Here is a 14,073-nt window from a genome sequence, read left to right on the forward strand (position 1 = left end):
TCTGAGATCACGGCGCGCGAGCGCCGCCACGACCCACCGCGCGATCAGGAGCCGACCCGTGACCGAGACCGCCGATCTGCCCGACCTGACCACGTTCGACGGCGTGCTCTTCGACCTCGACGGGGTGCTCACGCCCACCGCCGAGGTGCACATGCGCGCGTGGAAAGAGATGTTCGACGAGCTGTTCGCGGCGTGGCAGATCGCGCCGGCCTATAGCGATCGCGACTACTTCGAGTACGTCGACGGCAAGAAGCGGTACGACGGCGTGGCGAGCCTGCTGCGCAGCCGCGACGTCGAGGTGCCCTGGGGCGACCCCTCCGACGACCCGTCCGAAGACACCGTCTGCGGCGTCGGCAACCGCAAGAACGAGGTGTTCTCGCGCATCCTGCGCAGCGAGGGCATTCAGCCCTATCCCGGTTCCCTCGCCCTGCTCGACGTGCTCGAGGCGGCCGGAACGCCGATCGCCGTCGTGTCGAGTTCGAAGAACGCGGTCGAGGTGCTGGAGGCCGCCGGCATCCGCGACCGGTTCCCGGTCGTCATGGACGGCGTCGTCGCCGAGCGCGACCACCTGGCCTCCAAGCCCGCTCCCGACGTGTTCGCCGAGGCCGCTCGGATGCTCGGCGTCGACCCCGCTCGATCGGCGGCCGTCGAAGACGCCCTCAGCGGCGTGCGCTCCGCCGCCGCCGCCGGCTACGCGGTGGTCGTCGGTGTCGATCGAGGAGTGGGCGCCGACGACCTGCGCGCCGCCGGCGCCACCGTGGTCGTGGACGACCTCTCGGCGTTCGTAGACTGAGCCGTCGGCTTCGGACGACGACTGCGCCGCACCCGCGGCACCCTCGAGTTCCACCCGCGCGCGGCTCCACCCGACACCGGTCGCGCGTCGACCCGTCCCTCGCCACCGGAAGGCATTCCCGATGATCGATCGCGATCGTTTCCCCATCGACGAGTGGCGCCTCGTCGAGACCCAGTTCTCGCTCGACGACGTGGGGGTCACCGAGACCCTCTTCGCCCTCGGCAACGGCTACCTGGGCCTGCGCGGCAACTCGATCGAGGGTCGGTTCGCCCTCGAGCAGGGCACGTACATCAACGGCTTCCACGAGACGTTCCCGATCCGGCACGCCGAGCAGGCCTACGGCTTCGCCGAGGTCGGCCAGACGATCATCAATGCTCCGGATGCCAAGGTCATGCGCGTCTACGTCGACGACGAGCCCCTCTCGCTCGACGTCGCCGACGTCCGCGAGTACGAGCGCGTGCTCGACATGCGCCAGGGCATCCTGCGCCGGAACCTCCTGTGGGTGACCCCCTCGGGCAAGCACGTGCGCATCGAGGACGAGCGCTTCGTCTCGTTCGACGAGAAGCATCTCGCGGTCCTCCGTCTCACCGTCACCGTGCTCGACGCCGACGCGCCCGTGACCGTGAGCAGCCAGTTGCTGAACCGGCAGGACGGCGAGGGCATCTACGGCGGCTCGCCGATGGCATCCAAGCAGGCCGGATTCGACCCGCGGAAGACCGAGAAGCTCAGCGACCGCGTGCTGCAGCCGCGCGAGTACTGGCAGGACGGCAACCGCTCGGCCCTGAGCTACGAGGTCAGCGAGTCGAAGATGACCCTCGCGGTGATCGCCGACCACCTCGTCGACACGGCGAACGAGTACACCTCGCGCCAGCTCGTCGAGCCCGACATCGCCAAGAACGTCTACCGCGTGCGCGCCCGCGCCGGCGTCCCCACCACGATCACCAAGCTCGTGAGCTACCACACGTCGCGCGGCGTGCCGACGGGTGAACTGCTCGACCGGTGCCGTCGCACGCTCGATCGCGCCGTCGAGACGGGCATCGACGCGCTCTTCGCGCAGCAGATCTCCTGGTACGCCGACTTCTGGGACCGCTCCGACGTGCGCATCGGCGGACACGGCGATCTGCAGCAGGCCACCCGCTGGTGCCTGTTCCAGCTCGCGCAGGCCGCGGCCCGCGCGGACGGTCAGGGCGTTCCCGCCAAGGGCGTGACCGGCTCGGGCTACAGCGGCCACTACTTCTGGGACACCGAGGTGTACGTCCTGCCGTTCCTGGCCTACACGTCGCCCGTCTGGGCGCGCAACGCGCTGCGCATGCGCTACCTCATGCTCCCGGCCGCGCGCAAGCGCGCCCACCAGCTGAACGAGGCCGGGGCGCTGTTCCCCTGGCGCACGATCAACGGCGAGGAGGCCTCGGCCTACTACGCCGCCGGCACCGCGCAGTACCACATCAACGCCGACGTCGCCTTCGCACTGGCGAAGTACGTCCGCGCCACCGGCGACGAGGAGTTCCTCGCGCGCGAGGGCGTCGACATCGCCGTCGACACGGCACGGCTGTGGTCGACGCTGGGGTTCTGGCGCTCCAGCGACGAAGCCTCCGACGGCGAGCACGACTCGTTCCACATCCACGGCGTCACCGGTCCCGACGAGTACACCACGGTCGTCAACGACAACCTGTTCACCAACGTCATGGCCCGCTTCAACCTCCGCTTCGCCGCGCGCACGGTCCGCGACCTCGCCGACACCGATCCCGACGCGTACGCCAAGATGGCCGAGCGGATGAACCTCGACCCCTCCGAACCCGAGCGGTGGGACAAAGCCGCCGAGGCGATGCACATCCCGTTCAGTGAGGCCCTCGGCATCCATCCCCAGGACGCCGTCTTCCTCGAGCGCGAGATCTGGGACCTCGAGAACACCCCGCCCGACCAGCGTCCCCTCCTGCTGCACTTCCACCCGCTGGTGATCTACCGGTACCAGGTGCTGAAGCAGGCCGACGTGGTGCTTGCGCTGTTCCTCCAGGGCAATCACTTCACGGATGCCGAGAAGCTCGCCGACTTCGAGTACTACGACCCGCTGACCACCGGCGATTCGACGCTGTCCGCGGTCGTGCAGTCGATCCTCGCCGCCGAGGTCGGCTACCAGGACCTGGCGCTGGAGTACTTCCGTCAGGCCGCGTTCGTCGACCTGGGCGATCTGCACCACAACGCCGCCGACGGGGTGCACGTCGCGTCGGCCGGGGGCGTGTGGACGGCGCTCGTGAACGGCTTCGGCGGTATGCGCGACCACTTCGGGCTGCTGACGTTCGACCCGCGCCTGCCCGCCGACTGGCCCGAGCTGTCGTACGTGCTGCACTGGCACGGCACCCGTCTCGACGTCACCCTCACCGCCCACGCCCTCACGCTGCGGGCGGGGGGAGAGGGCGCGACGGTGGCCTTCGCCGTGCGCGGCGTGGACTACAGCGTCGCGCCGGGCGAGACGGTGCGCGTGGTGCTGCACGGCCAGGGTCCGGTGCGTCCGGGGCGCCCCTCCATCCGCCAGCTCGAAGGATCGGTGCGCGAGGACGGCACGCTGCTGTCGGTGTCGGTGCCCATCGTCACGGCGGCGATCCCCGTCGTCGGCGAGGAGGACGACGAGCCCATCAAGGTCGGACTCGACGGCGGCTTCTGAGCGACGCGGACGCGGCGACTCCCGGTGGGGGTCGCCGCGTTCGTGCTGTCCGGAGCGACGCGCGTTCTCCGGAGCCGGGGACGGTGCGGCGCTTCCCCGTGACGTGCGGAGGGCGGGGGAGGAGGGGAGGATGCCGGGGGTTTCGGCGTCCTCCGTTGGCTCCTCGTCCTTCCCTGGTCGCGCGTGGGAGTGGGTTTCTGCCCGGGTGCCGTCGTGCGGCGACAGCGGTTTCTCGTCGGCGGTGAGGAGCGGAGGGCGAGGGAGGAGGGGAGGATGCCGGGGGTTTCGGCGTCCTCCGTTCGCCCCTGGTCCTCCCTCGGTCACGCGTGGGAGTGGTCTCGGCGCCCCTTCCCAGCGCCTCTTCCCCGTGTCGTCATGCGGTGCGCTGACCGGCACGGAGGCGATGTCGGAGGGACGCCGTAGGCTGGTGGGGTGACGACAGCCCTGTACCGCCGATACCGCCCGGAGGCGTTCGGCGAGATGATCGGGCAGTCGCAGGTGACCGAGCCGCTCATGACCGCCCTGCGCAGTGATCGCGTGGGTCACGCGTATCTGTTCTCGGGTCCGCGCGGCTGCGGAAAGACCACGTCGGCGCGCATTCTCGCCCGCTGCCTCAACTGCGCCGCCGGCCCCACCGACACCCCGTGCGGCACGTGCGACAGCTGCGTCGAACTGGGCCGCGGCGGTGGCGGATCGCTCGACGTGGTCGAGATCGACGCGGCGAGCCACAACGGTGTCGACGACGCCCGCGATCTGCGTGAGCGCGCGATCTTCGCCCCGGCCCGCGACCGGTTCAAGATCTTCATCCTCGACGAGGCCCACATGGTCACCCAGCAGGGCTTCAACGCCCTGCTCAAGCTCGTCGAAGAGCCGCCGGCGCACGTCAAGTTCATCTTCGCCACCACCGAGCCCGAGAAGGTGCTGGGCACCATCCGCTCGCGCACGCACCACTACCCGTTCCGGCTCGTCCCCCCCGCGGCCATGCTCGAGTACGTCCAGGAGCTGTGCGAAAGCGAAGGCGTGGGCGTCGAAGCCGGCGTGCTGCCGCTCGTCGTCCGCGCCGGCGGCGGGTCGCCGCGCGACACGCTCTCGCTGCTCGATCAATTGATCGCCGGGTCCGATGCGGATGCCGCGGGCGACGTCCTCGTGCGCTACGAGCGCGCCGTGGCGCTGCTCGGCTACACCCACTCCGAACTCCTCGACGAGGTCGTCGACGCCTTCGCGGCCAACGACGGTGGGGGAGCCTTCGCCGCCGTCGACCGCGTCGTGCAGACAGGGCAGGACCCCCGCCGCTTCGTCGACGACCTGTTGGAGCGCCTGCGCGATCTCATCGTCGTCGCGGCGACCGGCGCCGGCGCCTCGGCTGTCCTGCGCGGCGTGCCCGACGACGAACTCGAGCGTATGGCGCGTCAGGCGACCGCGTTCGGCGTGCATCGTCTGTCGCGCACGGCCGACCTCGTCGTGGCCGCACTCGACGAGATGACGGGCGCGACGTCGCCCCGTCTGCAGCTCGAACTGCTCGTGGCCCGCGTCCTCACCCACGCCGGGGTGTCTCACGGCGCTTCCCCCGCCACCGCGCACGATGTCGAAGCGTCGCGCGGCGCATCTGCTGCGGCCCCGCAGCTCGCACCGGCGACCGGCCGCCCCGCCTCGCCCGCCGCGGACATCGCGGCGCCCGGGGGAGGGGATGCCGTGCCGGCGTCGCCGCGGATCTCCCCGCCGACCGTGGCCTCGCCGGGTATCGCGTCGCCGGGCGCGGCGTCGCCGAGCGTGGCCCCGCCTCACGCCGCCTCCCCGCGCGTGGCCTCCCCGGGCTCCCCGTCGTCCGGTGGCGCCTCGCGGGGTGTCGCCTCGCCGGGTGCGGGCGTTCCGCCTGTCGCTCCGCCCGCGGTCGCCTTGCCGACTGGAACCGCTCCTGCTCCAGCCTCGCCGGTCGCCTCTCCCGCGATCGCTTCCCCCGTCGCGTCTCCTGGCGTCGCGTCTCCTGGCGTCGCGTCTCCTGGCGTCGCGTCTCCCGGTGTCGCCTCCCCGGGTGGTGTCTCTCCCGTGGCTCCGGCGACTCCGGCGGCATCCGCGCCCCCGTCTTCCCCGGAGCCCGACGACGACGCACCGCCGCCGTTCACCGACGACGACGCTCCGCCTCCGTACGACGACGACGAACCGTCGAGTGCGCCGGCCGCGCGCGCGCCGGAGCCGCCCATCGCGGCGCCCGACGGAGCCCGCCCGACGCCGGCCGCGCGTTCCGCCCGGGCGTCCGTCGCGGCCGACGTGCATCCTTTCGACGCCGCGCCGACCCCCGAGGCGGCGTCGTCCACGCCCGCCCGCGCCGGGGCGTCCGGCGACGATGCTCCGCCCGTGGCATCCGCGGCCGGCGACGCTCCCGTCGGTCCGTCCGGCGCGCGCGACGACGCCCCGGCGACCGACGACGGCTCGCCGCTCGAACCCTCCGCCCCCACTCCGCCGGTCACCCCCGCGGGGCCGATCGAGCTCGGGCACGTGCGCGACGCATGGCCGGAGGTCCTGGCGCAGCTCGAGGTCGCCAGTCGGCCGTCGTGGCTCGTCGTGTCGACGGCCACCGTGCGCGCCTTCGACGACGACGTCCTGACTCTGTCGTTCCGCACCGCGAGCGACCTCAACGCCTTCAAGACGCGCACCGCCGACGGCGGTCCGAGCGAAGACCTGCGACAGGGGATCCAGGCCGTTCTGGGGGTGCGCGTGAAGTACCTCGCCCGCCTCGAGGGCGACGGTCCCGGCGGGGCCGGCCGCGGCGCGCCCTCACGCGGCCCGTCCGCACCGCCGGCTGCAGCGGACTCCGGCTCGCGCAGCGGACCATCCGGTGGCATGCCGTCCGCTCCGCGTTCGTCGGCTCCCTACGCCGCGGCCGTCACCGAGTGGGCGGTCGCCCCCATCCCGTCCGCCGACGGCTCGACCTCGGCGCCGTCGCCGGCATCCCTTGCTTCAGCCGCCGAGCCGGTTGCGACGGGAGCTGCTGCCCCCGTCGTCTCGACGGCTCTCGCCGTCGATGACGAGCCCGACGACGCATCCGCGCCCTCTGCTGTGTCGGCGGTGCATCCCGGCGTCATCCTGCCCCCGCGCGAGGTCACCCCCTCGGTGCCCGCGCCCGACGAGGTCGACGACGACGACGTCATCCCGCCGGCAGACGACGTCGAAGCGCCGCTGCCCCCGGTCGTCGTGCCGCGCATGGCGCCGCTGAGCGGCGGAGTCCAGCGCTACGGCGAGGCGGTCATCCGCCAGATGCTCGGCGCCACGTACGTGCGCGACGAGCCCTACGAGCCCCCGACGAGGTTCAGCTGATGTACGACGGCATCGTTCAAGACCTGATCGACGAGTTCGGGCGCCTTCCCGGGATCGGACCCAAATCGGCCCAGCGCATCGCGTTCCACATCCTCCAGTCGCCGTCGTTCGACGTCTCGAGGCTCTCGACGCTTCTCGGTGAGATCCGCGACAAGGTGAAGTTCTGCGAGATCTGCGGCAACGTCTCCGAGCAGGAGCGCTGCTCGATCTGTCGCGACCCGCGCCGTAATCCGGCGCTGATCTGCGTCGTCGAAGACGCCAAAGACGTCGCGGCCATCGAGCGCACGCGGGAGTTCCGGGGGCTCTACCACGTCCTCGGCGGCGCGATCAGCCCGATCGCCGGCATCGGCCCCGACGACCTCCGCATCACGCAGCTGATGCAGCGTCTCGCCGACGGCACGGTGCAAGAGGTGATCCTCGCGACCAACCCCAATCTCGAGGGCGAGGCGACGGCCACGTACCTCAGTCGGCTCCTGCACACCCTCGAGATTCGCGTCACTCGGCTGGCATCCGGGCTCCCCGTCGGCGGCGACCTCGAGTACGCCGACGAAGTCACCCTCGGCCGTGCCTTCGAGGGCCGGCGCACGCTCTGACCGACGCCCCCGGTGGCGCACCCGGCTCGTTGTGCGAGAACCGCCGACGTGTCCTGCCGTTGTGCACACCCGGCTCCGGGTCGACGCCGCCGCCCTGTCGTCGAAGAGCCCGCGAGGCGAACCGACCCGCGCCCGCCACTCCCGCGCCCGCTACCCGCGCCCGCTACCCCCGCACCCGCCACCCCCGCGTCTGCGCGCGCTACCCGCGCCCGCGCGCGCCACCCCGCCCCCCGCGCCCGCTACCCCCGCGCCCGCGCCCGCACGCGGGTCACGCTGGACAGGGTCGCGCGCACGGGCTGGCCGAGGTAGATGCCCAGCGACGCGCCGACCGCGAGGGCGATGCCGATGGTCGCGGCACCGGCCAGGGTCGTCACACCCGTCATCAGCACCGCCGCGTCCTCGCCGGACTCGACCACCCCGAGCAGTCCCCGGAACACCGCCGCGCCCGGCACCAGCGGCAGGATGGCCGCGGTCGTGATCGCGACGGACGGCACGTGCAGACGGTAGGCCACGACGATGCCGGCGAAGCTGCCGATGAACGCGCCCACCCCGCTCGCGGCGGCGACCTCGAAGCCGATCGCCGTGGCGCCGACGTACCCCGCCCAGGCGACCAGGCTCAGCGCCGCGCTGACGAAGACGATGCGCCCGCCCGCGCCGTTGTAGACCGCCACCGCGATCGCGATGACCGCCGCGCCGACGAACTGCAGCGTGAGCGGGCCGAGCGGCAGGGCGTTCGACGGCGGCGACATGCCGAGCCCCATCACGCGCACGGTCTCGAGCCCGGCGAGGATGCCGAGCACCACGCCGAGGGTCTGCGTCGTGAGCTCGAGGATGCGACCGGTCGCGGTGAGGGCGAACCCGTCGATGGCATCCTGCGCCGCACCCACCACCGTGAGGCCGGCGAGCATGAGGACGATCCCGGATGCCACGATTACCGACGGCCGGATGTCACCGGCCGCATCGACGCCGGTGTAGCGCAGCAGCGGCGAGAGCGCGGCGAACACGGTCAGGACGAAGCCGCCGGCGATCTGGGCGAAGAAGTACGGCACGCGTGCCCGGGCCATCGCGTGCTGAGTGGTCGCCGCCAGCGCCGCCGCGACGAACGACAGCATCAGCGCCAGCCAGTTCGCCCCGAACATGATCGCGACGCCCGCGGCCAACGACGCCTGCGACGCCACGACGATGGCGGGGCGGTACCGGAACGGCAGGCGGCGGATGGCCCGGCAGCGCGCGACGGCGTCGTCGAGGGCGAGCCCGTCGCGGATCTCCACGACGAGCGCCTGCAGGTTCTGCAGCTTGGCGTGATCGGGGACCGACCCGCGCACCACCCGCAGCAGCGTGGTCGGATTGCTCGCCCCCGGGCGGCTGTGCGCCACGGTGATGGAGTTGTAGGTGACGTCGACGTGCACCGGGTCGAGCCCGTACGACTCGCACACCCGCACGATCGTGAGTGTGACCTCGTTCGCCGGCGCGCCCACGACGAGCATGGTCTCGCCGATGCGGATGGCGAGGTCGAGCACGCGCGTGGCGAACGCCTCGTCGACGACCGGAAGGAGGGTCGTATCGAGGGAGGCCGCGTCGGCAGCGGAATGGGTGAGGCGACGAAGCGAAGACAGCCAGTGGCCGGGGGTGAGCGGCATCGGAACGCTCCAGGGGGGAGGGGGTGGAACCCGACGATCCTATCCGCGGCCGCCGACGTGACCGCCCGGGCGCCCTCGCCGCATGGCGGAGCGGGTATACGCGCGCGACTAGGATGTCCCCTTGGGCGCGGCACGAGCGCCGGCGTCGTCACATCCCGACGCACGACCCTCCGGGAGTTCTCCTCATGGCTCTGATCGTCCAGAAGTACGGCGGTTCGTCCGTCGCCGACGCCGAGAGCATCAAGCGCGTCGCCAAGCGCATCGTCGACACGCGTCGGGCCGGCCACGAGGTCGTCGTCGCCGTCAGCGCGATGGGCGACACCACCGACGAGCTGCTCGACCTCGCGGCGCAGGTCGCCCCGATTCCCGCGCCGCGCGAGCTCGACATGCTGCTGTCGAGTGGCGAGCGCATCTCGATGGCGCTGCTCGCGATGGCGATCCATTCGATGGGCTTCGAGGCCCGTTCGTTCACCGGCAGCCAGGCGGGCATGATCACGGATGCCACGCACGGCGCCGCCCGCATCGTCGACGTCACCCCCGTGCGCCTGCGCGAAGCCCTCGACGAGGGGGCGATCGTCATCGTCGCCGGCTTCCAGGGGTTCAACCGCGACACCCGCGACATCACGACCCTCGGCCGCGGCGGCTCCGACACCACGGCCGTCGCGCTCGCCGCGGCGCTGAAGGCCGACGTGTGCGAGATCTACAGCGATGTCGACGGCATCTTCACCGCCGACCCCCGCGTGGTGCCCCTGGCCCGCAAGCTCGACCGCGTCGGCAGCGAGGAGATGCTCGAGCTCGCGGCCAACGGCGCCAAGGTGCTCTACATCCGCGCCGTCGAATACGCCCGTCGTCACGGCGTGCTCATTCACGCGCGATCCACGTTCAGCTCGGGCGAGGGCACCTGGGTGCTCGACGCCTCCAAGACCTCACCGTTCGTCCCCGAGGGAGCCACCATGGAAGAGCCCATCGTCGCCGGCGTCGCCACCGACCTCAGCCAGGCGAAGATCACCGTCATCGGCGTGCCCGACGTCCCCGGCAAGGCGGCCGACATCTTCAAGATCGTCGCCAAGTCGGGCGCGAACGTCGACATGATCGTGCAGAACGTCTCCGCCGCCGCCACCGGCCGCACCGACATCTCGTTCACCCTGCCCAAGACCGATGCCGCGACGGCGCTGCGCGCCCTCGCCGCCGAGCAGTCCGAGGTCGGCTTCGAGAGCCTCGTGCACGACGACCAGATCGGCAAGCTGTCGGTCGTCGGTGCGGGCATGCGCACGCACTCGGGCGTCTCGGCCACCCTCTTCGAGGCCCTCAGCATGGCGGGGGTCAACATCGAGATGATCTCGACGTCCGAGATCCGCATCTCCGTCGTCGTGCGCGGTGTCGACCTCGCCGAGGCCGCCCGTCTCGTGCACACCGCCTACGGTCTCGACGGCGAGGGCGAAGCCACCGTACACGCCGGCACCGGTCGCTGACGCCGCTGCGCCCGCCGCAGCCGTGCGGAACTCCTGAGTCTCCGCCGCGGCACCGGCCCGCACCCGCGTGATCCCGCCAATTCCCGGCGCATCCCGGTCGATTTCTCCGGAGTTCGGCCCGCTCGCGGCATGAGCGACCAGCCGCTCGCGCTACCCTGACCCGAACGCCGCCGTCGCGGCATCCACCACCCCTACACCCGAGGTACCTCGCATGACCCGCATCTCCGATTCCGGAATCTCCCTCGCCGTCGTCGGCGCCACCGGCCAGGTCGGCACCGTCATGCTCGAGATCCTCGCCGAGCGGTCGTTCCCGATTCGCGAGCTGCGCCTGTTCGCCACGGCGCGCTCCGCCGGCACCTCCGTCGACTTCGCCGGTCACTCCGTCGTCGTGGAGGACGTCGCCACGGCCGACCCCGCCGGCGTCGAGGTCGCCCTGTTCTCCGCCGGCGCCACCGGCAGCCGCGCGCACGCTCCGCGCTTCGCCGCGGCGGGCGCCCTGGTCATCGACAACTCCAGCGCCTGGCGCATGGATGCCGAGGTGCCCCTCGTCGTGAGCGAGGTCAACCCGCACGCGATCGACCAGGCCGTGAAGGGCATCGTCGCCAACCCCAACTGCACCACGATGGCGGCCATGCCCGTGCTGAAGGTGCTCGACGCCGAGGCCGGACTCGAGCGCCTCATCGTCAGCACCTACCAGGCGGTCTCGGGCTCCGGCCTCGCCGGTGCGCAGGAGCTCCTCGGCCAGGTCGAGGGCGTGCTCGCGCAGGGCGACGTCGAGCGGCTCGTCCGCGACGGTTCGGCGCTCGACTTCCCCGAGCCGCAGAAGTACGTCGCCCCCATCGCATTCGATGTCATTCCCTTCGCGGGCAACCTCGTCGACGACGGCCTCAACGAGACCGACGAAGAGAAGAAGCTCCGCAACGAGAGCCGCAAGATCCTCGAGCTCCCCGACCTGCGCGTGGCGGGCACGTGCGTGCGCGTCCCCGTTTTCACGGGCCACTCGCTCAGCATCAACGCCGAGTTCGCCCGCGACATCACGCCCGAACGGGCCCGCGAGCTGCTGGCCGACGCCCCCGGCGTGCGCCTCGAAGAGGTGCCCACGCCTCTCCAGGCCGCCGGCTCCGACCCGAGCTACGTCGGTCGCATCCGTGCCGACCAGTCGGCACCCGAGGGCAAGGGGCTCGTGCTGTTCATCAGCAACGACAACCTGCGCAAGGGCGCGGCGCTGAACGCCGTGCAGATCGCCGAGATCGTCGCGCAGAAGCTCGCCGCGCGCGTCTGAACTCATCGGCATCCGGATGCCGCTGGGCCGGGGTTGTCTCGACATCGAAGGGACAGATCTCTTGATGTCGAGACACCTCACGGCTCGCACCTAGAATCGTCGGGTGACTGAAAACGTCGATGTTCTCCTCATCGGTGGCGGCATCATGTCCGCCACGCTCGGCACTCTGCTGAAGGACCTGCAGCCCGATCTCAAGATCGCCGTGCTGGAACGCCTGAGCGATGTCGCGCAGGAGAGCTCGAACGCCTGGAACAACGCCGGGACCGGCCACGCCGCCCTCTGCGAGCTCAACTACATGCCCGAGGGCAAGGACGGCTCGATGGACCCGTCCAAGGCCGTGGCCATCAACGAGCAGTTCCAGCAGAGCCGGCAGTTGTGGGCGACGCTCGTCGCCGAGGGTGTGCTCGACGAGCCGTCGACCTTCATCAACGCCACTCCGCACATGACCTTCGTGCGCGGCGAGAAGGATGTCGCCTACCTCCGCAAGCGGTACGAGGTGCTCAAGCAGCAGCCGCTGTTCGCCGGCATCGAGTACAGCGAAGACTCGCGCGTCATCAACCAGTGGGCGCCGCTGCTCATGCAGAAGCGTCGGAAGGGCGAGCCCTTCGCCGCCACGCGGGTGCCCGCCGGCACCGATGTCGATTTCGGATCCCTCACGCGCCAGCTGTTCGCCGATCTGCGCGAGAAGGGCGTCGACGTGGCGACGAACCACGACGTCAAGAAGCTCAAAAAGCAGAAGGACGGGTCGTGGGAGGTCTCGTACCGCCACGTCATCGGCGGCACGCCCGGAACGATCAACGCGAAGTTCGTCTTCGTCGGTGCGGGCGGCTGGGCCCTCAAGCTCCTGCAGCGTTCCGGCATCCCCGAGATCAAGGGGTACGGGGTCTTCCCCATCGGCGGGCAGTGGCTCAAGACATCCAACCCCGACATCGTGGCCAAGCACCGGGCCAAGGTGTATTCGCAGGCCTCGGTGGGCGCGCCGCCCATGTCCGTGCCGCACCTCGACACCCGCGTCGTCGACGGCGAGACGTCGCTGCTGTTCGGCCCGTTCGCCACCTTCAGCCCGAAGTTCTTGAAGAACGGCTCGATGCTCGACATCGTCACCCAGGTGCGGCCGCACAACATCCTGCCGATGCTGAAGGTCGCCATCGACAACCCGAGCCTCATCAAGTACCTCGTCGGCGAGCTGCTCAAGACCCACGCCAAGAAGGTCGACAGCCTCCGCGTGTTCATGCCGACCGCGAAGGACGAGGACTGGGAGCTCCTCGATGCCGGTCAACGCGCCCAGGTGATGAAGCGCGACAAGGACAAGGGCGGGGTGCTGCAGTTCGGCACCGAGGTGATCACGTCCGAAGATCGCTCGATCGCGGGCTTGCTCGGGGCGTCGCCGGGTGCGTCGACCGCCGTGTCGATCATGCTCGGCCTCATCAAGACCTGTTTCCCCGACCGGATGCCGGCATGGGAGCCGCGTCTGCGGGAGCTCATCCCCAGCTACGGCGAGACGCTGAACACGCGTCCCGAGGTCGCGCGCAAAGAGCTGGACGTGACGGCTCAGGCGCTCAAGATCAACGCCTGACACCGCTGTGGCGAAGCTGTACTTCCGCTACGGGGCGATGAACTCGGGCAAGTCGACGGCCCTGCTCCAGGCGGCGTACAACTACGAGGAGCGCGGGCAGCGCGTGCTGCTCGCCAAGCCCGAGATCGACACCAAGGGCGCCGATCAGATCGAGAGTCGCCTCGGGGTGTCGCGCGCAGTCGATTTCCTCGTCGGTCCCGACGACGACCTCCGCGGGGCCTTCCAGGCCGCCGCCGGACACGCGCCGGTCGCCTGCCTCCTCGTCGACGAGGCGCAGTTCTTCACGCCGGCGCAGGTCGACGACCTGCTGCGGATCGCGGTCCTCGACGGCATCCCGGTGCTCGCCTACGGCATCCGCACCGATTTCCGCACCGAGGCCTTCCCGGGGTCGGCGCGCCTGCTCGAGATCGCGCACAGCCTCGAGGAGCTCAAGACGATCTGCCGGTGCGGTCGCAAGGCGATCTTCAATGCCCGTCTGGTGGGCGGGCGGTTCGTGTTCGACGGCGATCAGGTGGCCATCGACGAAGGCCAGGTCCAGGGCGAGGTCACGTACGAGTCCATGTGCGCCGTCTGCTACCTGCGCGAGTCCGGCGGGCGGCTCGACGGTCGCTGAGACCCAGGACGCCGGCCCCATCCCGCCCCGCGCCCCCGCGGGCGTGATCTCTGCGCCCCGCGGGCGTGACCGCCCTGCGCCCGCGCGGGCGTGACCGCTCGCCCCGCGCCCCCGCGGGCGTGATCTC

The 14,073-nt window shown here is 71.2% G+C and carries 9 protein-coding genes; 8 read left to right on the forward strand and 1 reads right to left on the reverse strand.

All coding sequences use genetic code 11. The annotated features are described in order from the left end of the window. The first annotated feature begins 58 nt into the window (after positions 1 to 58). The 4 genes from QE392_RS08750 (at position 59) to recR (ending at position 7,363) form a co-directional block, all read left to right on the forward strand. The gene (locus QE392_RS08750) at positions 59 to 793 is read left to right on the forward strand and encodes an HAD family hydrolase (RefSeq protein ID WP_307450742.1); all 735 of its coding nucleotides are present in this window, start codon (positions 59 to 61) and stop codon (positions 791 to 793) included. A gap of 121 nt (positions 794 to 914) precedes the next feature. Then, positions 915 to 3,455, forward strand: a complete 2,541-nt coding sequence (locus QE392_RS08755) for a glycoside hydrolase family 65 protein (RefSeq protein ID WP_307450744.1) — start codon at positions 915 to 917, stop codon at positions 3,453 to 3,455. Between the two features lie 432 nt (positions 3,456 to 3,887). Then, a complete protein-coding gene (locus QE392_RS08760) occupies positions 3,888 to 6,770 on the forward strand; it encodes a DNA polymerase III subunit gamma and tau (protein WP_307450746.1) in 2,883 nt (960 codons plus the stop codon). After that, on the forward strand, positions 6,770 to 7,363 hold the full coding sequence (recR, locus tag QE392_RS08765; protein ID WP_307450748.1) for a recombination mediator RecR: 594 nt from the start codon (positions 6,770 to 6,772) through the stop codon (positions 7,361 to 7,363). The genes QE392_RS08760 and recR overlap by 1 nt, the downstream gene beginning before the upstream one ends. A gap of 239 nt (positions 7,364 to 7,602) precedes the next feature. On the opposite strand, the gene QE392_RS08770 is transcribed toward recR, so the two are convergent. Further along, positions 7,603 to 9,003: a threonine/serine exporter family protein gene (locus QE392_RS08770; protein ID WP_307450750.1), complete on the reverse strand. Its 1,401-nt coding sequence runs from the start codon at positions 9,001 to 9,003 to the stop codon at positions 7,603 to 7,605. A gap of 185 nt (positions 9,004 to 9,188) precedes the next feature. Here QE392_RS08770 and QE392_RS08775 point away from each other — a divergent pair, with 185 nt between their 5' ends. From QE392_RS08775 to QE392_RS08790, 4 genes are all read left to right on the forward strand, one after another. After that, complete coding sequence (locus QE392_RS08775; protein WP_307450752.1) at positions 9,189 to 10,475, forward strand: aspartate kinase; 1,287 nt, start codon at positions 9,189 to 9,191, stop codon at positions 10,473 to 10,475. A 211-nt stretch (positions 10,476 to 10,686) separates the two neighbouring features. After that, positions 10,687 to 11,757: an aspartate-semialdehyde dehydrogenase gene (locus QE392_RS08780; protein ID WP_307450754.1), complete on the forward strand. Its 1,071-nt coding sequence runs from the start codon at positions 10,687 to 10,689 to the stop codon at positions 11,755 to 11,757. Positions 11,758 to 11,860: 103 nt separating this feature from the next. After that, positions 11,861 to 13,333, forward strand: coding sequence for a malate:quinone oxidoreductase (locus tag QE392_RS08785; protein WP_307450757.1), 1,473 nt, complete (start codon positions 11,861 to 11,863; stop codon positions 13,331 to 13,333). 7 nt (positions 13,334 to 13,340) lie between these two features. Further along, positions 13,341 to 13,946: a thymidine kinase gene (locus tag QE392_RS08790; protein ID WP_307450759.1), complete on the forward strand. Its 606-nt coding sequence runs from the start codon at positions 13,341 to 13,343 to the stop codon at positions 13,944 to 13,946. The last annotated feature ends 127 nt before the right edge of the window (positions 13,947 to 14,073 follow it).

This window comes from Microbacterium proteolyticum, from assembly GCF_030818075.1.
Taxonomy (GTDB): Bacteria; Actinomycetota; Actinomycetes; order Actinomycetales; family Microbacteriaceae; genus Microbacterium; species Microbacterium proteolyticum_A.